The sequence below is a fragment of the Flavobacterium sp. FlaQc-48 genome (assembly GCF_044007335.1).
GTDB lineage: Bacteria > Bacteroidota > Bacteroidia > Flavobacteriales > Flavobacteriaceae > Flavobacterium.
Window position 1 is genome coordinate 239,427 of record NZ_JBIPCR010000009.1, and the last position, 21,020, is coordinate 260,446.

Annotated in this window: 11 protein-coding genes; all 11 read left to right on the forward strand. The window is 36.8% G+C overall.

What is annotated here, in order from left to right:
- Positions 1 to 119 precede the first annotated feature (119 nt).
- The 11 genes from ACHRWY_RS15880 (at position 120) to ACHRWY_RS15930 (ending at position 20,964) form a co-directional block, all read left to right on the forward strand.
- Entirely contained in the window at positions 120 to 2,138 is a 2,019-nt protein-coding gene (locus tag ACHRWY_RS15880) for a glycoside hydrolase family 127 protein (RefSeq protein ID WP_395355973.1), read from the forward strand.
- Positions 2,139 to 2,205: 67 nt separating this feature from the next.
- On the forward strand, positions 2,206 to 3,192 hold the full coding sequence (locus ACHRWY_RS15885; RefSeq protein WP_395355974.1) for a pectinesterase family protein: 987 nt from the start codon (positions 2,206 to 2,208) through the stop codon (positions 3,190 to 3,192).
- Positions 3,193 to 3,283: 91 nt separating this feature from the next.
- Positions 3,284 to 3,988 (forward strand): rhamnogalacturonan acetylesterase, encoded by a 705-nt coding sequence (locus tag ACHRWY_RS15890; RefSeq protein ID WP_395355976.1) that lies wholly within the window; start codon positions 3,284 to 3,286, stop codon positions 3,986 to 3,988.
- Between the two features lie 650 nt (positions 3,989 to 4,638).
- Positions 4,639 to 8,022, forward strand: coding sequence for a SusC/RagA family TonB-linked outer membrane protein (locus ACHRWY_RS15895; RefSeq protein ID WP_395355978.1), 3,384 nt, complete (start codon positions 4,639 to 4,641; stop codon positions 8,020 to 8,022).
- A 19-nt stretch (positions 8,023 to 8,041) separates the two neighbouring features.
- Positions 8,042 to 10,021 (forward strand): RagB/SusD family nutrient uptake outer membrane protein, encoded by a 1,980-nt coding sequence (locus tag ACHRWY_RS15900; RefSeq protein ID WP_395355980.1) that lies wholly within the window; start codon positions 8,042 to 8,044, stop codon positions 10,019 to 10,021.
- An 85-nt stretch (positions 10,022 to 10,106) separates the two neighbouring features.
- Complete coding sequence (locus ACHRWY_RS15905; protein ID WP_395355982.1) at positions 10,107 to 11,810, forward strand: polysaccharide lyase; 1,704 nt, start codon at positions 10,107 to 10,109, stop codon at positions 11,808 to 11,810.
- Positions 11,811 to 11,937: 127 nt separating this feature from the next.
- Positions 11,938 to 12,624 (forward strand): DUF3826 domain-containing protein, encoded by a 687-nt coding sequence (locus ACHRWY_RS15910; RefSeq protein ID WP_395355983.1) that lies wholly within the window; start codon positions 11,938 to 11,940, stop codon positions 12,622 to 12,624.
- A 49-nt stretch (positions 12,625 to 12,673) separates the two neighbouring features.
- The gene (locus tag ACHRWY_RS15915) at positions 12,674 to 14,380 is read left to right on the forward strand and encodes a polysaccharide lyase (protein ID WP_395355985.1); all 1,707 of its coding nucleotides are present in this window, start codon (positions 12,674 to 12,676) and stop codon (positions 14,378 to 14,380) included.
- A gap of 210 nt (positions 14,381 to 14,590) precedes the next feature.
- Positions 14,591 to 17,683, forward strand: a complete 3,093-nt coding sequence (locus ACHRWY_RS15920; protein WP_395355986.1) for a DUF6298 domain-containing protein — start codon at positions 14,591 to 14,593, stop codon at positions 17,681 to 17,683.
- A gap of 152 nt (positions 17,684 to 17,835) precedes the next feature.
- A complete protein-coding gene (locus ACHRWY_RS15925; RefSeq protein ID WP_395355987.1) occupies positions 17,836 to 19,239 on the forward strand; it encodes a glycoside hydrolase family 140 protein in 1,404 nt (467 codons plus the stop codon).
- Between the two features lie 156 nt (positions 19,240 to 19,395).
- Positions 19,396 to 20,964: a glycoside hydrolase family 28 protein gene (locus tag ACHRWY_RS15930; protein ID WP_395355989.1), complete on the forward strand. Its 1,569-nt coding sequence runs from the start codon at positions 19,396 to 19,398 to the stop codon at positions 20,962 to 20,964.
- Positions 20,965 to 21,020 lie beyond the last annotated feature (56 nt).

Consider the following 21,020-nt stretch of genomic DNA (forward strand, 5'->3'; position numbering starts at 1 on the left):
AAGCAGACCAACGCAGATTTTGCAGATAAAAAAATCCGTTATAATCCGCATTTTGCTTTGGCAATCCGTTTTTATCAGCGTTACAAACCACAATCTACAATACCAAGAACATATTCAAAATGAAAAAGCATATAATTCTATTATCGACAATACTTTTTTCTACTTCCTTTTTAGCACAGAACAAAGGATTGGTAGCCAATTCTCAAAGTCCGTATTCTAAATTGCAAAGTGTAGGTTTAGAAGATGTAAAATGGACCAATGGTTTCTGGAAAGAACAATTTGATGTAGAGACCAAAAATACACTGCCATATATGTGGAATCTCTATCATAACGATTCCATTTCGCATGCGTATAAAAACTTCGAGATTGCTGCAGGTTTAATGAAAGGAAAATTTAGCGGACCTTCTTTTCATGACGGTGATTTTTATAAGATTTTTGAAGGAATGGCTGCTGCTTACGCTGTAACAAAAGACAAAAAACTAGATCAGGAAATGGATAAAGCAATTGCGCTTTTCGCTAAAGTACAGCGCAAAGACGGTTATATTCATACGCCGGTTTTAATCGACGAGCGCTGGGGAACTTTGGGACCTGAAGAAGTTAAAAAACAATTGGGTTTCGAGAAATACAATATGGGACATTTGATGACCGCTGCCTGTATTCATTATCGTGCAACAGGGAAAACTAACTTTCTAAATATTGCAAAAGGCGTGGCTGATTATTTGTATGATTTTTATAAAAAAGCATCACCGGAATTGGCCAGAAATGCCATTTGCCCATCTCATTATATGGGAATTGTCGAAATGTACCGAACCACTAAAAATCCAAAATATTTAGAACTCGCCAACAATCTGATTGATATTAGAGGAACTACAGATGACGGAACGGATGATAATCAGGACCGAGTTCCTTTCAGGCAGCAAACTACTGCAATGGGGCATGCTGTAAGAGCCAATTATCTCTATGCCGGAGTAGCTGATTTGTATGCAGAAACGGGAGAAAAGAAGTTACTGGATAATCTGGAATCGATTTGGGATGATGTTACGTACCGAAAAATGTATATCACCGGAGCATGTGGAGCTTTATACGATGGAGTTTCACCAGACGGAACTTCTTACGATCCTACAGTGGTTCAGAAAATTCATCAGGCGTACGGAAGACCTTTTCAATTGCCCAATGCAACAGCACATACCGAAACCTGTGCCAATATTGGAAACGTCCTGTGGAACTGGAGAATGCTTCAGATTACCGGAGATGCCAAATATGCTGACATTGTAGAATTGGCTTTGTACAATAGTGTTTTATCAGGAGTAAACCTTGAAGGAGACAAATTTTGTTATAACAATCCATTGAATGTTTCTGATGATTTACCTTTTCATCAAAGATGGGGGAATGAACGAGAAGGATATATTAAATTATCCAATTGCTGTGCACCAAATGTTACCCGAACAGTTGCCGAAGTTGGAAACTATGCTTACAATCTTTCGAAAAAAGGTTTATATGTAAATTTGTATGGAAGCAATACTTTAAATACAAAAACGTTAAGCGGAGAATCATTAGAAATAGAACAGCAGACTAATTATCCCTGGGATGGAAAAGTAGTTTTGAAGATTACAAAAGCACCAAAAGACATTCAGACTTTTTTTCTAAGAATTCCGGGCTGGAGTCAAGATGCATCAGTTTCAATTAATAATAAAAACAGTACTGATAAGATTATTTCAGGAACTTATTTCAAAATAAATCAAAAATGGAAAAAAGGAGATGTTATTGAATTGAATCTTCCAATGCCGGTTGAATTGATGGAAGCCAATCCTTTAGTAGAAGAAGTTAAAAATCAGGTTGCCGTAAAAAGAGGTCCCTTGGTGTATTGCTTAGAATCAGATCAGCTTCCGGTAAGTACGAGTGTAAATGATGTAATTTTAAATTTGAATTCTGATTTCAAAATTGATTTTACAGAATTAAAAAACAGAAAATTGATCACCATAGAAGCCAATTCGACAATTGCTGATAATTCCTGGAACAAGACACTTTATAAACCAATTGCGGCAAAAGACGGAAAATCAGTGACTATAAAATTGATTCCGTATTTTGCATGGGGAAATAAAGGAAAAGGGGAAATGACCGTTTGGATGTCACACTAAAAAATACCCGAATCTTTCTCAAAGTTTTAATAACGATAAAGATATCGAGAACATTTAAATAAAAAACATGAAATATATACTGGCCTTATTTTTATTAGCAACCACTTTTTTGCGTGCTCAAACCCTTGATAATCGGTTTGAATTAATCGTCGCAAAAGATGGCTCCGGTGATTTTAAAACGATTCAGGAAGCGGTAAACAATGTTAGAGATAATGCGGATAAACGCGTGGTGATAACAATAAAGCCCGGAATCTATAAGGAAAAATTGGTTATCCTGCCTTCTAAAACATTCATTACTTTAAAAGGAACTGACAGAGATAAAACTATTATTTCTTTTGATGATTACTCAGGAAAGCCACTTAGAGAAATAGATGCATCGGGCAAGAAGGAATTTGGGACTTCAACTTCCTATTCTTTTTTAATTCAGGGAAATGATTGTACACTCGAGAACCTTACTGTCGAAAATACAGCAGGAAGAGTAGGGCAGGCGGTGGCATTGCATATCAAAAGTGATAGGGTTATAGTGAAAAACTGCAATATCTTAGGAAATCAGGATACGCTTTATTTATCAGAAGGTAATACCCGCAGCTATTTTGAAAATTGTTTCATAAACGGTACAACCGATTTTATTTTTGGTGCTGCCACAGCATATTTTTATAAATGTACTATCGAGAGTTTAACGAATTCCTATATTACAGCTGCTTCAACTCCTAAAGACCAGCCTTATGGTTTTGTTTTTACTGATTGCAGGCTTACAGCAAAAGACACTACGGTTAATAAAGTTTTTCTGGGACGACCGTGGAGACCTTACGCGCAAACCATTTTTATAAACACAGACTTAGGTTCACATATTATCCCGGAAGGCTGGAATGCCTGGATCGATTCACGATTCCCTGATAAAGATAAAACGGCTTATTATGCTGAATATGCAAGCAAAGGAACAGGTGCCAAAAACATATCCGAAAGAGTTTCATGGTCACACCAGCTAAAAAAAGCAGATGTAAAGAAATACAGTAGAGATGTAGTTTTTAATGGTTGGAATCCCAATAAATAACAAATTGATATTAATGAAAAATTTAAAAATTGCTTTAATTACAATAAGTTCAATTTTTATATTGAGCGCTTTTAGTTTTAAATCTAAAACAATGACAATTTATTTAATTGGAGATTCAACAGTGGCTGATTATTCGCTTGAAGAAGAATACCAGACCAAGAAATTTCCGCAGGTAGGCTGGGGACAAATGTTCCAGCCTTTTTTTGAAAAAGACAGTCTGAAACTTGTAAAAAGCTTTTTAGGCAATGCCACTCAAGTAAAAATTGACGACAGGGCCAAAGGTGGCAGAAGTACCAGAACCTTTTTTCAGGAAGGACGCTGGGCAGCGGTTTATAAATCACTCCAAAAAGACGACATGGTCATGATGCAGTTTGGGCATAACGACGCCTCGGTAGAAAAGACAGAGCGTTATGTAAACATTGAAGGATATAAAGAGTTTTTGCGTCTTTTTATCAATCAAACCAGAGAAAAAGGGGCAACACCCGTACTTTTGACTCCAGTAGCCAGAAACTATCCCTGGAAAGACGGCAAATTAACAAACGTTCATGGCGAATATCCTCAAGCGGTAAAAGATGTGGCAAAAGAATTGAACGTTAAATTGATAGATCTAAATGAATTATCTATGGAATTTTTCTCTTCTAAAGGACAGGATTTTGTTACGAAAAATTACTTCATGAATTTCGAAGCTGGTGCATTTCCCGCTTATCCCGACGGGCAAAAAGATAACACCCATTTTCAGACTGCAGGCGGCAGGGAAGTGGCAAGATTAGTTTTTAATGCCATGAAAAAAGGCTAGTTTTTATTACATTATTTCCTTTTAGACTAGTTGCAATCTTTTATAGAATTGAACAAAATTTATTCTTTTGTTGAATGTAACAAGACTATAAATTTAATTGGTCAGAATTTACGTTTAAAAATAAAAACTTTTTTTAAATATATATAGTAAGTTTTTATCTTCCTTTCTCTGGTGTGCTGTAGGGTTTTTAGTAAGGTATAAGTGTAGTTTTTACATAAAAGCCGAAATGAATACGAAAGAGATATCATCTTTAATCAATTCTGTATCAATAGACAACTTGCCCGATTTTACGAATTAAACAACAGACAATTACTTTTACTACTTTTTTTTCTTCTTTTTGTATAAAAGAGGTTTTTGTATTGGATTATAGTCAAACATATTCCTCGTTTTTTCATTTCACTATATTAATTCTTTCTTTTTTTTATTAATATTGTTTTTTTAAGTGTAATTTTTTGGGATAATAGTATTGAAACAGGATAGCACAGGACGGTTGTAATACGCAATCGTTATATTTTTGGTTCAAAATTAATAAATGTGTTTTGGACATTTAATAAACGTTTTAAGATTTCTTTGGATTTTGTTTATTAAATAAAACATATTAAACATGACTAACACTTAACAAATTACTAACCTAACCAAAAAAAACATTTATGAAACAAACACTTATAAAGAGATGTAGTTTTCTTTTGTTTACATTAATGACTGTGCTGAGTTATGCTCAAAACTCAACCACTTACACTACTGTAACCGTAACAGGAACTGTTACTGACAATTTAGGAGGCCAGTTACCCGGAGTTAACGTAACTGAAAAATCTACAAAAAATACAGTGACAACAGATTTTAATGGGCAGTACACAATTAAAGTAAAAAGCGGAAGTACATTAGTTTTTTCTTTCATTGGAATGAAAAAATCAGAAATAGCATTAAACGGACGTACTATTCTTAATGCGAAATTAGCTGAAGATTCTAACCAACTGGACAATATTGTTGTAGTAGGTTACGGTACTCAGAAGAAAAAAGAACTTACAGGAGCTATTGCTACGATCAAACCAGATGATTTAATGGATTTACCGGTAGCTAATTTATCTGATGCTTTAAAAGGATTGGTCCCGGGGCTTTCTGTTTCAGGAGGTTCAGGTCGTCCGGGAGATGCTTCAAATATTCAGATTCGTCAGTCTTTTGGTTTTTCTAAAGATGGAAATTCAACCATACCTTTAGTAATCATTGATGATATGATTCAGGTTGATCCAACAAACGGTAAACCAACATTAGAGCAATTCAACAGATTGGATGCTTCTGAGATCGAAAGTATTACGGTTTTAAAAGATGCTTCTGCGGCAATTTACGGAGCTCGTGCTTCACAAGGTGCTATCGTGGTAAAAACGAAAAGAGGAAAAGCAGGTAAAGCCAAATTTTCTTATAACAGTCAATTTGCCGTAAATGATGCTGTGAGTCATAGTAAAGTAATGAATGCTTATGAGTTTGGCGTTTTCAGCAACAGATTCTTAATAAATCAAACTCCAACTATTGACCCGATTAAATTGTATTCTGCTGCAGAATTAGAGCAAATGAAAGGTTTAAATAATGACTGGTTAAAAGAAGCCTGGAAACCGGCTATCCAACAAAAGCATTCCTTTAACGTAAGCGGAGGAGGTGAAGATATTACCTATTTTGCAGGCGCAACTTACTTTACTCAGGATGCGAATTTAGGATATCAGAAATATGACAAATGGAATTTCCGTACCGGACTTAATGCTAAAATTGCAAAGAACTTAGAATTATCAGCATCTATTTCAGGAAATTCAGGAACTATAGATAAAACGTTTAGTAAAGCATCTGCCAATATTAGTGATGGTAGTTTTGCCTCTTCTGCAGGTGGCGAACAGGCTGATTATGGTTTCTTGTTACACATGCCACAGCACGTGCCATGGCAAACTACAATTGGTGGTCAGCAGTATTATGTATCACCATTTCCAAACTCCAATAAAAACTTAGGAAGTGCAAATGCCAATACTACAATTGCCGGATGGAATTATTTTGCCAATTTAAACAATGGTTCACATCAAATTAGTGATGATAATTCGACTAATGTAAGTGCGTCGTTGAATTATAAGGTAGCTGCTGTAAAAGGGCTTTCGGCTAAAGTTTCGTATTCAAGAACACAAAGTTCTAACTATACAGAACAAATTCAATTACCTTATGATTTAGTAAGAATTAGAAATTATGAAACGGCAGACAATCACCTCGCAAGCGCAGCTGATCCAAGTTTTTATAATCTTACAACAAATCCTCAAGGCGATTACCTTTTAGAAACTAACGTAAGGAACTCCAGGGTTTATTACAATAATAGTGATAGCAAAAGTACTCAGGGCGATTTTATGATCAATTATGAGAGAACTTTTGGAGATCATCAAATTGGTGCAATGGTAGGTGGTGAGGCATCTGAAATATACAATACAACTACACGTTTGGCTTACGAACAAACTTCTAAAGATTATTTAGGAAATTACGCTACAGCCGGAATCTTAAATGCTTCAAACAGTATTGCAACAAAAGTAGAGGGAGGAACATTATCTTATTTTGGACGTATTAACTACAGTTATAAATCAAAATATTTGGCTCAATTTCTTTTCCGTAGCGATGCTTCTACAAAGTTTGCACCGGAACATTACTGGGGATATTTTCCATCGCTGCAATTGGGATGGGTAATTTCTAAAGAAGAGTGGTTTGCAAGAAATGTAGCGTGGGTTGATTTCTTTAAAATTCGTTACTCTATTGGGAAAACAGGAAAAGATAATCTTCAGCCTTGGAAATGGGTTCAGTTTTATGATGTTATTGTGGATAAAGGTTTCCAATTTGGAGGTGCTGGTGGAAAATATGGCTCTGGTTTAACGCCTAGAGTAAATCCAAACAGAGATGCAACCTGGGATACAACAGTAAAAAACAACCTTGGTTTTGATATTAATGTGTTAAAAAACAGATTAAATTTCACAGCAGATTTCTATTATGACAAAACTAGTAATATGTTAACCGATATGAGTAGTGCTGCCGGTGTACCCATTTCTATTGGAGGAGCATTTGCAGAACAAAATTACGCAGCTGTTGATGCTTGGGGATCAGAGTTCAGCCTTAACTGGAGCGATAAAATAAAAAGTGATGTGAGTTATGATATCGGGATTAACTTTAGCTACGCAAATAACGAAGTAAAAAAATACCCAACTCAGGCCATTGTTGCTCCGTCTAATAATGCAGTTAGAGAAGGACAATCTATAGGATTTAATCCGGTTTGGGGATTTGCAACCTGGAAAGGAACTTCTACAGGTGACGGTATTTTACGCACAGATGCAGACATTGCTAATTATTGGGCTTACCTTACTGAACGTGCAACTGCTGCAGGTACAGTACCAAGATATTTTGACATCAATTCTGCTTCAGGAATCAGAAAAGGTTCATTAGCTTATCAGGACGTTGCAGGACAACTTAACCCTGATGGAACTTTAGGAGCGCCAGACGGTCAGATCATGAAAGAGAATGATTATGTGAAACTGGCTAATAGCAGCAGAACGTATGGATTTACGACAAACTTAGGTTTTAAAGCAAAAGGTTTTTATTTAAGAACACAAATTTCAACTTCATGGGGAGGAGCTACTTTTGTAGATTTAGTACAACAAGGAACTTCTTCTGCAGCAAGTATGTGGTCGCATGAAACTTTCTGGAATGATATGTATGGAGACGATAATCCGAACGGAAAATATCCTAATATGGCACAATGGGCTTACATGTCAGGACCTTCAGATTTTTGGCAACTAAATACTTTCCGTTGTTTTGTTAGAAATTTAAGTATCGGTTACGATATCCCTAAAAAAGTTTTTGCAGATACAAAAATATCAGGTATAACACTAGGTGTAACAGGTAATAACCTTTGGGATTTATACAATCCTTATCCGGATCATTACCGTAATATGTATGACAATTCTTCTGTTGGTTATCCTACACTTAGAACATGGTCGTTTAATTTCAACATCTCATTCTAATTCAAATTCGATGACAATTATGAAAACAAGATTTAATATATATATAACGTTAGCACTTACATTAGTTTTAGGTGCCTGCAGTGATAGCTTTCTGGAAGACAAAAAAAATTACGGTTCTTATGATGATACGTTTTATCAAAGTCAGGAACGTACACAAGCTTATGTAGACAATCAGTATTATGATTTTTTCAGCGCTTATAAATCGCCAATACAAAGTGTAGTGGGATCTTATACCGATACCAATTCACGACTAACCGAAGAGTTAGGAGGGACACAGGATTATATCAATCCAAATAAAACCCTAATAAATGCAGCTGATGCCAGTGCCTATTATGGGGCTAAAATTGGGACAGGTATTACGAATAGTCCTTATAACAGAATCAGAGAGTGTAATAACTTACTGGAAGATATTGATGTAAAAGGTGCCAGTCTTGATAAAACATTTCGTGATCAGGCTAAAGGACAAATGTATTATTTACGTGCTTTACAATATTTTGATTTAATGCGTACGTATGGTGGTGTTCCAATTGTAACAACAGTTCAGACAGCAGCAGCAGATAACCCTGCAATTCAATTACCAAGAGCAAAAGTTTCAGAGGTAGTAGATCAAATCGTCAAAGATTTCGACATGGCAGCCAGTTTATTGCCTGGAACATGGGCTAGTGCAGCTGTAAACTATGGACGAGCTACAAAAGGAGCAGCATTGGCCCAAAAAGCCCGCGTATTATTAACTTATGCAAGCCCTTTATTCAATAAAAACTGGGATGGTTCTAATGAACGTTGGGATGCTGCTTTAAAAGCCGGATTGGCAGCAGAAGCTCAATTAACAGCAGATGGCTATGGATTAGTAGGAAGTAATGCTAAACAATGGGAGCAAATGTTTCTTGTTGATAATGCTTTCTGTCCGGAAGCAATTACGGTACAATTTGCTCAGTCCGGTACTGATGCTCAAACAAGTAATAACTCTTGGGAAAGAGCAATTCGTTTGCAAGGTCAGGGTGGCGTTGGCGGAGGAACACCAGCACCAAAAGAAATGATTGATTTATTCCCAATGGCAGATGGTAGAAGACCTACTGCGGCTAACGGATATAATGATTTTACGTTCTTTGTAAATCGTGATCCGAGATTTTACAGAACTTTTGCTTTTTCAGGAGTGAGATGGGCATACAAAGAAAATACAACTGCGGTTCTTTGGACATACCGTTGGTTAGATGCATCAAGTAAAATTGGTTATGCCGATGGAAACAGTTCAGCTTCAAGCCCTGCTTTCGTTAGAAAAATGACAAATTTAACAGCTTCTAATGCAACCAATTTTCAATATTCGCCAACTGATATTTTTGAATACCGTTATGCAGAATTATTATTGAATATTGCGGAATGTTATGCAGCATTAGGACAAACAGGAAATACTCTGGCTTATTTAGGAAGAATTAGAAACCGTGTGGGTATTCCTTCTGCAAATAATTACGGAATCGGAACATTATCAGATAAATATGCAGCAATCGAAGCTGTATTATATGAGCGCAGAGTAGAGTTGGCTTATGAAGGAAAACGCTATTGGGATGTACAACGCTGGATGCTTTACGATAATGCGACACTTCCAGGTGTTACTGGCGGTACAGTTAGCAAATTAGGATTAGCGCCAATTAACGGAACACAACGTACAGGAAACTTTTTACAATATAAAAATACAGCTGCATCCATTACAGTTGATCCCTTGGCAGCTGCAAGAGCAAGTGTTGTAGCGGATCCTGATGCTGCTAATTTCACAGCACAGCTAGCAACTTTAGCCACTTTTTATAATACCAATTTTACACGAACACCTTTAGTTACCCCAATGGATAATTTTAATGGAGCTGCAGTTAAAATTAAATTTAATCCAAATTATTACATCAGCGGATTGAATAGTACCGCTTTAACTCAAAACACATGGTTGCAGCAAACTATTGGTTGGAATGATGCTAACGGTGGTGCCGGAACTTTAAACTATCAGGAATAAAAATAAAATAATAAAAAACGATCACCTGTATTCATTATGATACAGGTGATTTGTTTAAAAACGCATACCATAATTAAAAATTAACATGAAAAATTCCGCATTATCTATTTTATTTCTCCTTGTTTTGGGAAATTTCGAGTGTTTCGCTCAATATCCAAAAATAAGCCCTGAAATTCAGGCGCAGGAAAAAGCAATTAAAGAAGAGGCTTCAAGACTTTCTGATGAAGCCTGGGAAAAAGCACTCGTAATTATCGAAGAAGAAGCTAAGCATGGTAAACCCTATATTCCGTGGGCGTCAAGACCAAATGATTTACCACAGGCAGAGATTCCTGCATTTCCGGGAGCCGAAGGTGGAGGAATGTTTACGTATGGTGGTCGTGGCGGAAACGTGTATACAGTAACAAGTCTGGAAGACAGAGGGCCTGGAACTTTACGTGAAGCGTGCGAAAAAGGCGGGGCAAGAATCATCGTATTTAATGTTGCCGGAATCATCAGGATTAAAAGTCCGTTGATCATTCGTGCGCCTTACATTACAATCGCGGGACAAACGGCTCCCGGTGATGGAATTTGTATTGCAGGAGAATCAGTTTGGATCGATACGCATGACGTAATTATCAGACACATGCGTTTCCGTCGTGGAGAAACTTTCGTAGGCCGTCGTGATGATGCTATCGGAGGAAATCCGGTCGGGAACATCATGATCGATCACGTTTCTGCCACCTGGGGATTAGACGAAAATATGTCAATTTACAGACACATGTACAGTCCGGGTGCAGGTTATCCTGACGAAAAGAAACCTACCGTAAACATTACCATTCAAAACAGTTTATTCGGAGAAGCCTTAGATACTTATAACCATGCTTTCGGAAGTACGTTAGGAGGAGAAAATTGCGCTTTTGTTAGAAATATGTGGGCCAGTAATGCCGGTAGAAACCCTTCGATTGGTTGGAACGGGATTTTCAATTTTGTAAACAATGTGGTTTACAACTGGTACAACAGATCAACAGATGGGGGAGATTATACAGCAAATTACAACATCATCAATAACTTTTACAAACCGGGACCAGTTACAGATTTAACACAGCCCATTAGCTACAGGATCTTAAAACCGGAATCAGGAAGAAGTAAATTACCTTATATGGTTTTTGGAAGAGCTTATGTAAACGGAAACGTAGTTAACAATAACGAAAAAGTGACCAAAGACAACTGGGATGGCGGAATCCAGATCGAAAATAAAAAAGGAGAACTGATGCCGTATGACGAAGCCAAAGATTATTTCGCTAAGATGAAAAGCGACAGAGCGTTCCCAATGCCATGGTTTAATAAATTTATGACTGCAGAAGAATCATACGATTTTGTACTTAAAAACGTAGGGGCAACTTTACCAATAAGAGATAAAGTAGACGAAAGAATCGTAAGAACAGTAAAAACAGGAGTTCCGGAATATGCAAAAGGATTAGAGAAAAAAACATTCTACCAATTCGAGCACAGACGTTTACCAATGGATTCTTATAAACAAGGAATTATCACTGATATTTCTCAGGTAGGCGGATACCCTGAATATAAAGGGAAGCCGTATGTTGATACTGATAAAGATGGTCTGCCGGACAAATGGGAAAAGAAACATGGCCTAAATCCTAATGATGCTGCAGATGCAAAATTAGACTCAGATAACGACGGATACTCCAATATCGAAGAATACCTCAACGGTACAGATCCAAACCAAAAAACGGACTGGAAAGATTTAAGCAACAATCATGAAACTTTAACCAAGTCTATACAAGAATAATTTAGAGACAAAATAAGTAAAAAAAAATCTGCTCAATCTGTTCAATCTGTGTGAAAAAAAATAACTCGCAGATTGAGCAAATTAGGCAGATTTTATAAAATTATTCTAACTCATAATCTTTATTAAAATGAAATCAATTAAAAATACAAGTGTTTTGATGCTGTTACTGCTATTCTTTACCAGTATCGCACAACAACATTTAGATCCGGAATATATTAAAGTTACCAATGAAAGAGCCACTAAAATTGTAGCTAAACTGGAATTGAATAATCCGGAAAAAGAAAAAGCAGTTATAGATATTGTGGCGCAGCAATTCAGGGATTTAAGTACTATTCAGGATCCCAGAGATGCTGAAATCAAAAAAGTAAAAGAAGATACCGGTTTATCAAAAGAAAAGCAAAACGAAAAGATTGATAAACTAAAAGCAACAGCAGATAAGTCGATCGAAAAACTGCACAAATCCTATTTGAAAAAGTTAGGAAAACAATTATCAGAAGATAAAATAACAGAAGTAAAAGACGGAATGACCTACGGAGTTTTACCAATCACTGTTGCCGGTTATAATGACATGTTGCCTAATTTAACGGCTGCACAAAAAGAGTATATTTATAAAGCTTTAGTAGAAGCAAGAGAACACGCTATGGATGGTGGATCCTCTAAAGAAAAACACGGTTGGTTTGGAAAATACAAAGGAAGAATCAACAATTATCTATCTAAAGAGGGTTACGATTTAAATAAAGAAAGTGCTGACTGGCACAAACGTATCGAAGAAAGAGAGAAGAATAAAGTAAAAGATCCGACTTCGAAAGAATAAATTTCTTAAAACTTTATATCAAAAACGATCAACCAAAGAATATCATTTCATGTACAATATTTTCCCCAACCGTACTTTAAAAAGAACATTTATGGCGTTGTCATTTTGTTCTCTTGTATCATCGGCTTATGCACAATATCCTGTAATTCCAAAACCAGTTCAGGAAAAAACGGACGCTCTTTTAGCGGATGAAGAAAAAAGACTAAGTGAAATTTGGACCGCCAATTACAATATCATTCAGGCTGAAGCTAAACAAGGAAAACCCTATTTACCCTGGGCTTCCTATCCCAAAGATTTTGTCCTGGGCGATATTCCTGCTTTTCCGGGAGCCGAAGGTGGCGGAGCATTTACACAAGGAGGTCGTGGCGGAAAAATATTTGTAGTTACGAGCCTGGAAGACACCGGAAAAGGAACTTTTCGTGAAGCCTGTGAAGCTGTTGGAGCAAGAACAATTGTATTCAACGTTTCAGGAATTATTCAGCTAAAAAAACGAATCAGCATGCGTGCGCCATATGTTACCATCGCAGGACAAACGGCTCCGGGTGACGGAATTTGTATTGCAGGTGAAACTTTAGAAATCGATACACACGACGTTATCATCAGACACATGCGTTTTCGCAGAGGTGCCACAGAAGTTACCCGTAGAGATGATGCGCTTGGAGGAAACCCGATGGGAAATATTATCGTTGACCACTGTTCTGTAAGTTGGGGATTAGATGAAAATATTTCATTATACAGGCATCAGTTTGCAGCTAATGCAAAATCGAAACTGGAGAAATTACCCGCTTGTAATATTACTATTCAGAACACTATTTCTTCCGAAGGTTTAGACACATATAATCATGCTTTTGGCAGTACAATTGGCGGACTAAACAGCACGTTTATGCGCAATTTATGGGCCGATAACATTTCAAGAAATGCGTCTATAGGAATGTACGGTGACTTTAATTTTGTGAACAACGTAGTATTCAATTGGTGGAATCGCACTCTTGACGGTGGTGATTATCGTTCGATGTTGAATATTATCAATAATTATTTCAAACCAGGACCAGTAACACCAACAGATCAGCCAATTCGGTACAGAATTGTAAAACCGGAATCAGGTTATATCGAACCCAAACAATATGGAAGAGCTTATGTTTCAGGTAATTTTATGGTTGGATCGCCAGAAGTTACAGCAGATAACTGGAATGGTGGTGTACAACTGGAAGATCTTCCGGAAGCGGAAACAAAATCATTTTTGGAAGCGATCAGACAACCAAAGCCATTTTCAATGCCCAGGTTTACCATTATGACGGCAGAAGAAGCTTATGAATTTGTATTGAATAATGTGGGGGCCACTTTTCCAAAAAGAGATATTGTTGACGAAAGAATTATCAAACAAGTCCGTACAGGAAAAATTGAAGCTAAGGACGGATTAGAAAATGCAATTGGTGCAGCATTTATCAAAAGAAGATTACCGGCAGATTCGTATAAAAAAGGAATTATAACTCATCCCGATCAGGTAGGCGGTTATCCGGTTTACAAAGGTAAAGCTTATAAAGATTCTGATAATGACGGAATTCCGGATGCATGGGAGAAGAAATTCGGTTTAAATCCAAATGATGCTTCAGATGCCAATAAAGATGCAAACGGAGACGGTTATACCAATATCGAGAAATATTTTAACGGAATTGATCCAAAATCTAAAACGGACTGGACAAAACCTGAAAATAATACGGATACGTTATCTAAGCTAAAAGGATTAGTACAATAGTTTATTTCATGCAGAGCTAACAGGTTTAAAAAACTGTTAGCTCTTAAAATGGTAGAAAATAGGTTTGTATGAACGTATTAGTTCTTAAATGATTATTTTTAAAAAACTAAAGTCTGAAATTCTAAGAAAGTCAAAATAATAATGAATTTTACCCAACTAAGAAATAGAATCTCCTTTCAAAAGAACAAACTGTTTTTGTTCTGTGTCATTTTGTTTCTAATAGCAAATACAGGAACAGCACAAAGTACATTTACAGACATCATCAAAACCAAAGAAGGGAAACTTTCTTTTACAGCGGATCCTTTAGGAAACCAAATTCCTGATTTTTCATACGCTGGCTATATGGCATCTGAAAAAGCAATTCCTAATGTTGAGAATAAAATTTTCGTTCCAAAACAAGAAGAAGATGCTACCCAAAGAATTCAGGCAGCGATAGATTATGTTAGTAATCTTAAACCAAATAAAGCAGGTTTTCGCGGAGGCGTACTTTTAGATAAAGGAACTTTTAAAATTGCCGGAACTTTATTCATTAAAAAATCAGGCGTCGTTTTACGCGGAAGCGGAAACAATGAAAACGGAACCATTCTATTAGGAACCGGATTGAAAAGAGAAGCTCTAATTAGCGTTCTTGGAATTGACGATAAAAAACCGGGAGAAACTTTCGAATTCAATACAAGCTATACACCACTTGGGACAAAAATAATTCAATTAAAAAATGCCTCAAAATTAAAACCATCAGATGAAATTATCATCACAAAACCTTTAACCGTAAATTGGATTAAGGAATTAAAGATGGATGATTTTGGTGCAGAAACCGGTTGGATTGGCTGGAAAAAAGACGATTGGGATATTTCATGGAACAGGGTTGTAACCAAAATAAATGGCAATGAAGTAACCTTAAATGCTCCGTTGACCATGACTTTGGATGAGGTTTACGGAACGGCAAAAGTAACAGCTTGTTCATGGCCTGGAAGAATTGAGCAAATCGGGATTGAAAATATTCTGATGAAATCAACTTATGATCAGACAAAACCAAAAGACGAAGAACACAGATGGTTTGGCATTAGCATAGAAAACACAAAAAATGCCTGGGTAAAACAAGTTAATTTCAGGCATTTTGCCGGAGGTGCAGTTTCACTGTTAAAATCGGCTCAACAAATTACGGTTGAAGATTGTATCGCAACTGAACCAATTTCTGAAATTGCCGGTTTTAGACGACATACTTTTTATACCGAAGGCCAACAAACTTTGTTTCAGCGTTGTTACTCAGAATATGGCTACCACGATTTTGCAGTAGGCGGCTTTGGAACAACAGGTCCAAATGTGTTTATTCAGTGTGAATCGTTTTTGCCTTTCAATAATAGCGGAGCCATTGGCAGTTGGGCAACAGGAGTATTATTTGATGTTTCTTACATAGACGGGCATGCTTTAAGTTATAACAACAGAGAGCAAAACGGAAGAGGTTCAGGATGGACTGCCGCCAATAGTGTTATTTGGGAAACTTCGGCATCTAAAATAGAATGTTATAATCCGCCAACAGCACAAAACTGGGCTTTTGGAACCTGGGGCGGAATTATGGCTGGCGACGGTCATTGGAAAGACGTAAACGGTCATATTAGCCCGAGAAGTTTGTTTTATGCACAGTTAGAAAGTCGTTTGGAACAACTTCCTATGAAACCGTTTATTTATGATTTAGGTTCAGAACCTTCCTCAAGTCCTGCTGTTGATGTGGCACAAGAATTAACTAAAAATTCAGTTGCCCCAAAAGAAAGTTTACTGGAGTGGATTGCTGAAGTTTCAAAATCAAATCCAATTGATACGAACGCTTCAGGACTTAAAAATGCCAATGATTTAAAAATAAATTCGGTACAAAAAATAATTTCAGATACAAAAATTATCACAAAAAATGGCTGGCTTACTTATGATAATAAAGTAATTGCCGGAAATAGATTAAATGTGCCCTGGTGGCGGGGAAGTTTGAGAGACAGCGATATTTCTAAGTCATTACCGGATATTACAAGATTTGTTCCGGGAAGAACCGGAACCGGATTTACAGATAATATCAACGAAGTAACAGAATATTTGAGTACCAACAATATGGTCGCCTTAGAACATAATTACGGATTATGGTACGAACGAAGAATGGACGATCACGAACGCGTTCGCCGTTTTGATGCCGATGTTTGGCCGCCATTTTACGAACAGCCATTTGCAAGAAGTGGTCAGGACTTCGCCTGGGATCAATTGAGTAAGTACGATTTGACAAAGTTTAATGACTGGTACTGGGATCGTTTGGCACTTTTTGCTGATTTGGCAGAAGCGAAAGGACAATTGTTAGTCAATCAACAGTATTTTCAACATAACATTATAGAAGCCGGAGCACATTGGGCGAGTTCCCCATGGCGTTCGGCAAACAATATAAACAGTACCGGTTTTCCGGAACCGCCGCCGTATGCAGGAGACAAACGTATTTTTATGGCAGAACAGTTTTATGACATTACGAATCCTGTTAGAAGAAAATTACACGAGGGTTTCATCAGAAAATCACTGGAAAATTTTCAGGATAACAGCAACGTAATCCAATTGACAAGTGCGGAATATACAGGACCACTTCATTTTATGCAATTCTGGCTGGACGAAGTTCAAAAATGGAAAGACGAAACCGGTAAAAAAGGAATTATTGGTTTAAGCGCCACAAAAGATGTTCAGGATGCTATTTTGAATGATGTACAAAGAGCCAAAACAGTAGATGCAATTGATATCCGATACTGGTATTATAAAGAAGACGGATCGGCTTATGCACCCCAAGGAGGTCAGAATTTAGCACCAAGACAACACGCCAGAAAATTAAAAACCGGAAAAGAAACAGAAGATCAGGTTTATCGTGCCGTTCGTGAATACCGCGAAAAATACCCTGAAAAAGTAATTCTGTATTCAACAGATGGATCTCCAAAATTCGGATGGCCGGCTTTGATGGCCGGAGCCTCTTTACCAAATATTCCAAAAATTGGGCTTCCGGTATTTTATTCCGCTTTAAGCGAAATGAAATTAATAGACGGAAATACGTTTTCAGACAAACTTTGGAAATTAGAAAATAAAGGAAAAAGTTACCTTTTTTATGCGAAGAATCCACAAGATATTTCAATCGATTTGTCAGATTACAAAGGCACTTTCGAAGTATATGAAATTAATGCATCAACAGGAACTTTCATTAAAAAAGCAAATGTCAGTGCAGGAAAACAAATAGTAATTCCACAAGCGGAAATCAAAGAAAAAGTAATACTTGTAGTAAAAAGAGGTTAACCACAGATTAAAAAGGTTAAAAATTAAAATGAACCTGCTCAATCTGCGAGAAAAATTTAAAGACAAAGCCTGGAAAATCCATTAAAGCAGTGAATCCCGATAGCTATCGGGAGTGGCAAAAAATTAACAACACAATTCAAAAATAAACCAAAATGAATCTGAAAATTAAATATTTATACGCCCTAAGTATAAGCTTTTTGTTGACAGTACAAAGCGGATTTTCCCAATCTGCGCAAACAAAAGGCACTCTGCCTCAACTTAAAGTTTCAAAAAATCAGCATTATTTCGTAACCGGAGATGAAAAACCATTTTTCTGGTTGGGAGATACAGGTTGGTTAACTTTTGGTAAATTAGACAGAGCAGGAATTGATAAATACTTTAAAGACAGAAAAGAAAAAGGGTTTAATGTAGTTCAGGTGATGGTGTTGCATACTTTGAATGTCACCAATGTGTATGGTGATATGGCGTTGATTAGCGAAGATGTTTCAAAGCCTTTGATTACTTCGGGAAATAATTTCAAAAATCCACAAGAATATGATTATTGGGATCATGTTGATTATACTTTAGAGGTGGCTCAAAAAAACGGTATTTATGTGGCGATGGTTCCGGTTTGGGGAACCAACGTTTCTAAAGGAAATAAAGTCAGCAAAGAACAAGCTATAGCATATGCAAAATTTTTAGCCAATCGTTATAAAAACAGAACCAATATCATCTGGTTAAACGGAGGTGATACGCACGGAAATGAATTTATGGACATCTGGAACGCGATCGGAAGCACTTTAAAAACCAATAATCCCGATCAGTTAGTAACATTTCATCCCTTTGGAAGAACAGATTCTTCTGAAAATTATCACAATGCAAAATGGCTGGATTTCAATATGTTTCAGTCAGGACATCGCCGTTATGATCAGGACACTTTGCCAAATAGTTTCAAAGAAGACAATTACAAATTTGTTCAAAGAGATTTAACCTTAAAACCAACAAAACCTACATTAGACGGAGAACCGTCTTACGAAGGAATTCCGCATGGTTTACACGATACCTTACAGCCAAAATGGACAGACAATGATGTAAGACGATATGGCTACTGGTCAGTTTTTGCGGGTGCTGCAGGATATACTTATGGACATAATGCCGTAATGCAAATGTTTAGAAAAGGTGATAAACCAGCCTACGGAAATAAAGAATTATGGACCTCTGCCATTAATGCGCCCGGAGCAAGACAAATGGTGCACATTAAGAAATTAATGTTGGCGTTTCCTTACTTAGAAAGAGTTCCGGATCAGTCCTTAATTGCCAATCAAGGCGAAAAATACGATGATCTGGTAGCAACAAGAGCAAATAATTATGCACTGATTTATACGTATACCGGTAGAAAAATAGCCGTGAATATGGGAAAAATCAGAGGAGATAAAATAACCGCAAGCTGGTACAATCCAAGAACCGGAAAACAAACAAAGATCGGAATTATAGAGAATAAAGGAGTACAGGAATTTCAGCCGTCCGGAGATAAAAAAGACGGAAATGACTGGGTTTTGATTTTAAGATCCAGGTAACCAAAATCTTGTCATCCCGGGGAAAGAGGGATTTTCGCAAGAAACTAACAAAAGTTTTATCAAGCTTGCGGAGCTACTAACGGAGATTTACTTCGTCTGTTCGCTATTGCTTGGGTTTCCTTGGTCGAAATGACAAAAATGAGAAAAACAACAACAATGAAAAACATACTAATCATACTCTGCTTCATCACAGGATTCAACACTGCTTTCGCGAATGACGGCTGGTTAAATATCCTAAACGAAGGAGGAAATAACAAAGGCATAAAATGTACTGAAGCCATTCAGAATGCAATTGAAAAAGCATCTAAAAATGGGGGTGGAACCCTCTTTTTCCCTGCCGGAGAATATTTAACAGGAGCACTAAAACTAAAAAGTAACATTACGATTCATTTAGATTCCGGAGCACTTTTGAAATTTTCAGATAATTTCGATGATTATTTGCCTTATGTAGAAATGCGTTATGAAGGATTGGTAATGCAATCTTTTTCGCCATTATTTTATGCCAAAGATGCAGAGAATATCACCATCAAAGGAAGAGGTGTAATCGACGGTCAGGGAAAAGCATGGTGGAATGAAGTCTACCGCATTGAAACGGCAAAAGGACCAATTCCGTTGACGAAATACCAGAAAATGTGGGAAGAGCAAAACAAGGGAATTGTTTATTCAGATTATTATAAAAGAACGATTGACAAGAAATTTTTCAGACCCTCTTTTTTTCAGGCTTATAATTGTAAAAACATCTTAATCGAAGGAGTTACATTTCAAAATTCTCCGTTCTGGACCATAAATCCAGAGTTTTGTGATAATGTAACGGTAACAGGAATTTCAATTTTCAACCCGCATTCGCCAAATACAGACGGAATCAATCCCTCATCCTGCAAAAATGTTCACATTTCGAATTGTCATATTAGTGTTGGAGATGATTGTATTACGATCAAATCGGGTAGAGATGAGGACGGCCGTAAATATAACCGGCCAACAGAAAATGTTACAATTACCAATTGTACCATGTTAAGCGGTCACGGCGGTGTGGTGATTGGAAGCGAAATGTCCGGCGGAATTAAAAAAGTAACGATTTCAAATTGCGTTTTTGACGGAACAGATCGCGGAATCCGTATCAAAGCAGCTCGTGGTCGTGGCGGTATTGTAGAAGATATTCGTGTCGATAATATTGTAATGAAAAACATTAAAGAAGAAGCCATCGTGCTGAGCCTTTTTTATGACAAAGATACCAAAGTAGAACCCGTAACGGAGAAAACCCCTATTTTCAGAAATATTCACATGAGTAATATTACGGGTTCAAATGTAAACAAAGCCGGACAAATTTTAGGAATTACCGAAATGCCCATTCAAAATATTACCTTCTCCAATATCAATATGGATGGAAATGAAGGTTTTACGGTAAGCACAGCAACGGACGTTGAATTTCATGATGTAAAAGTAAACGCCTCAATGGGTTCCTCTTTTAAAATATCCGATTCAAAAAATATCATTTTAGATAACGTTGGTTCATCTACACCAATAAAGGGAGTTCCGGTGATCAAACTGGATAATGTTTCGAATATGATGATCAATAATAATTTTCCATTTAATGCAACGGATGTTTTCATTGAAGCCAATGGAAAAGAAACAAAAAATATCTTCCTTAAAAATAATGTATTTAACAACGTAACAACAGCAGTTAAAAAAGGAACAGCTTTAGATAAAAAAGCCATTACAGAATAAAAATTGGTGAGTCAACTTTGTCAAAGTTCGAAACTTTGACAAGTTTAAACGAGATA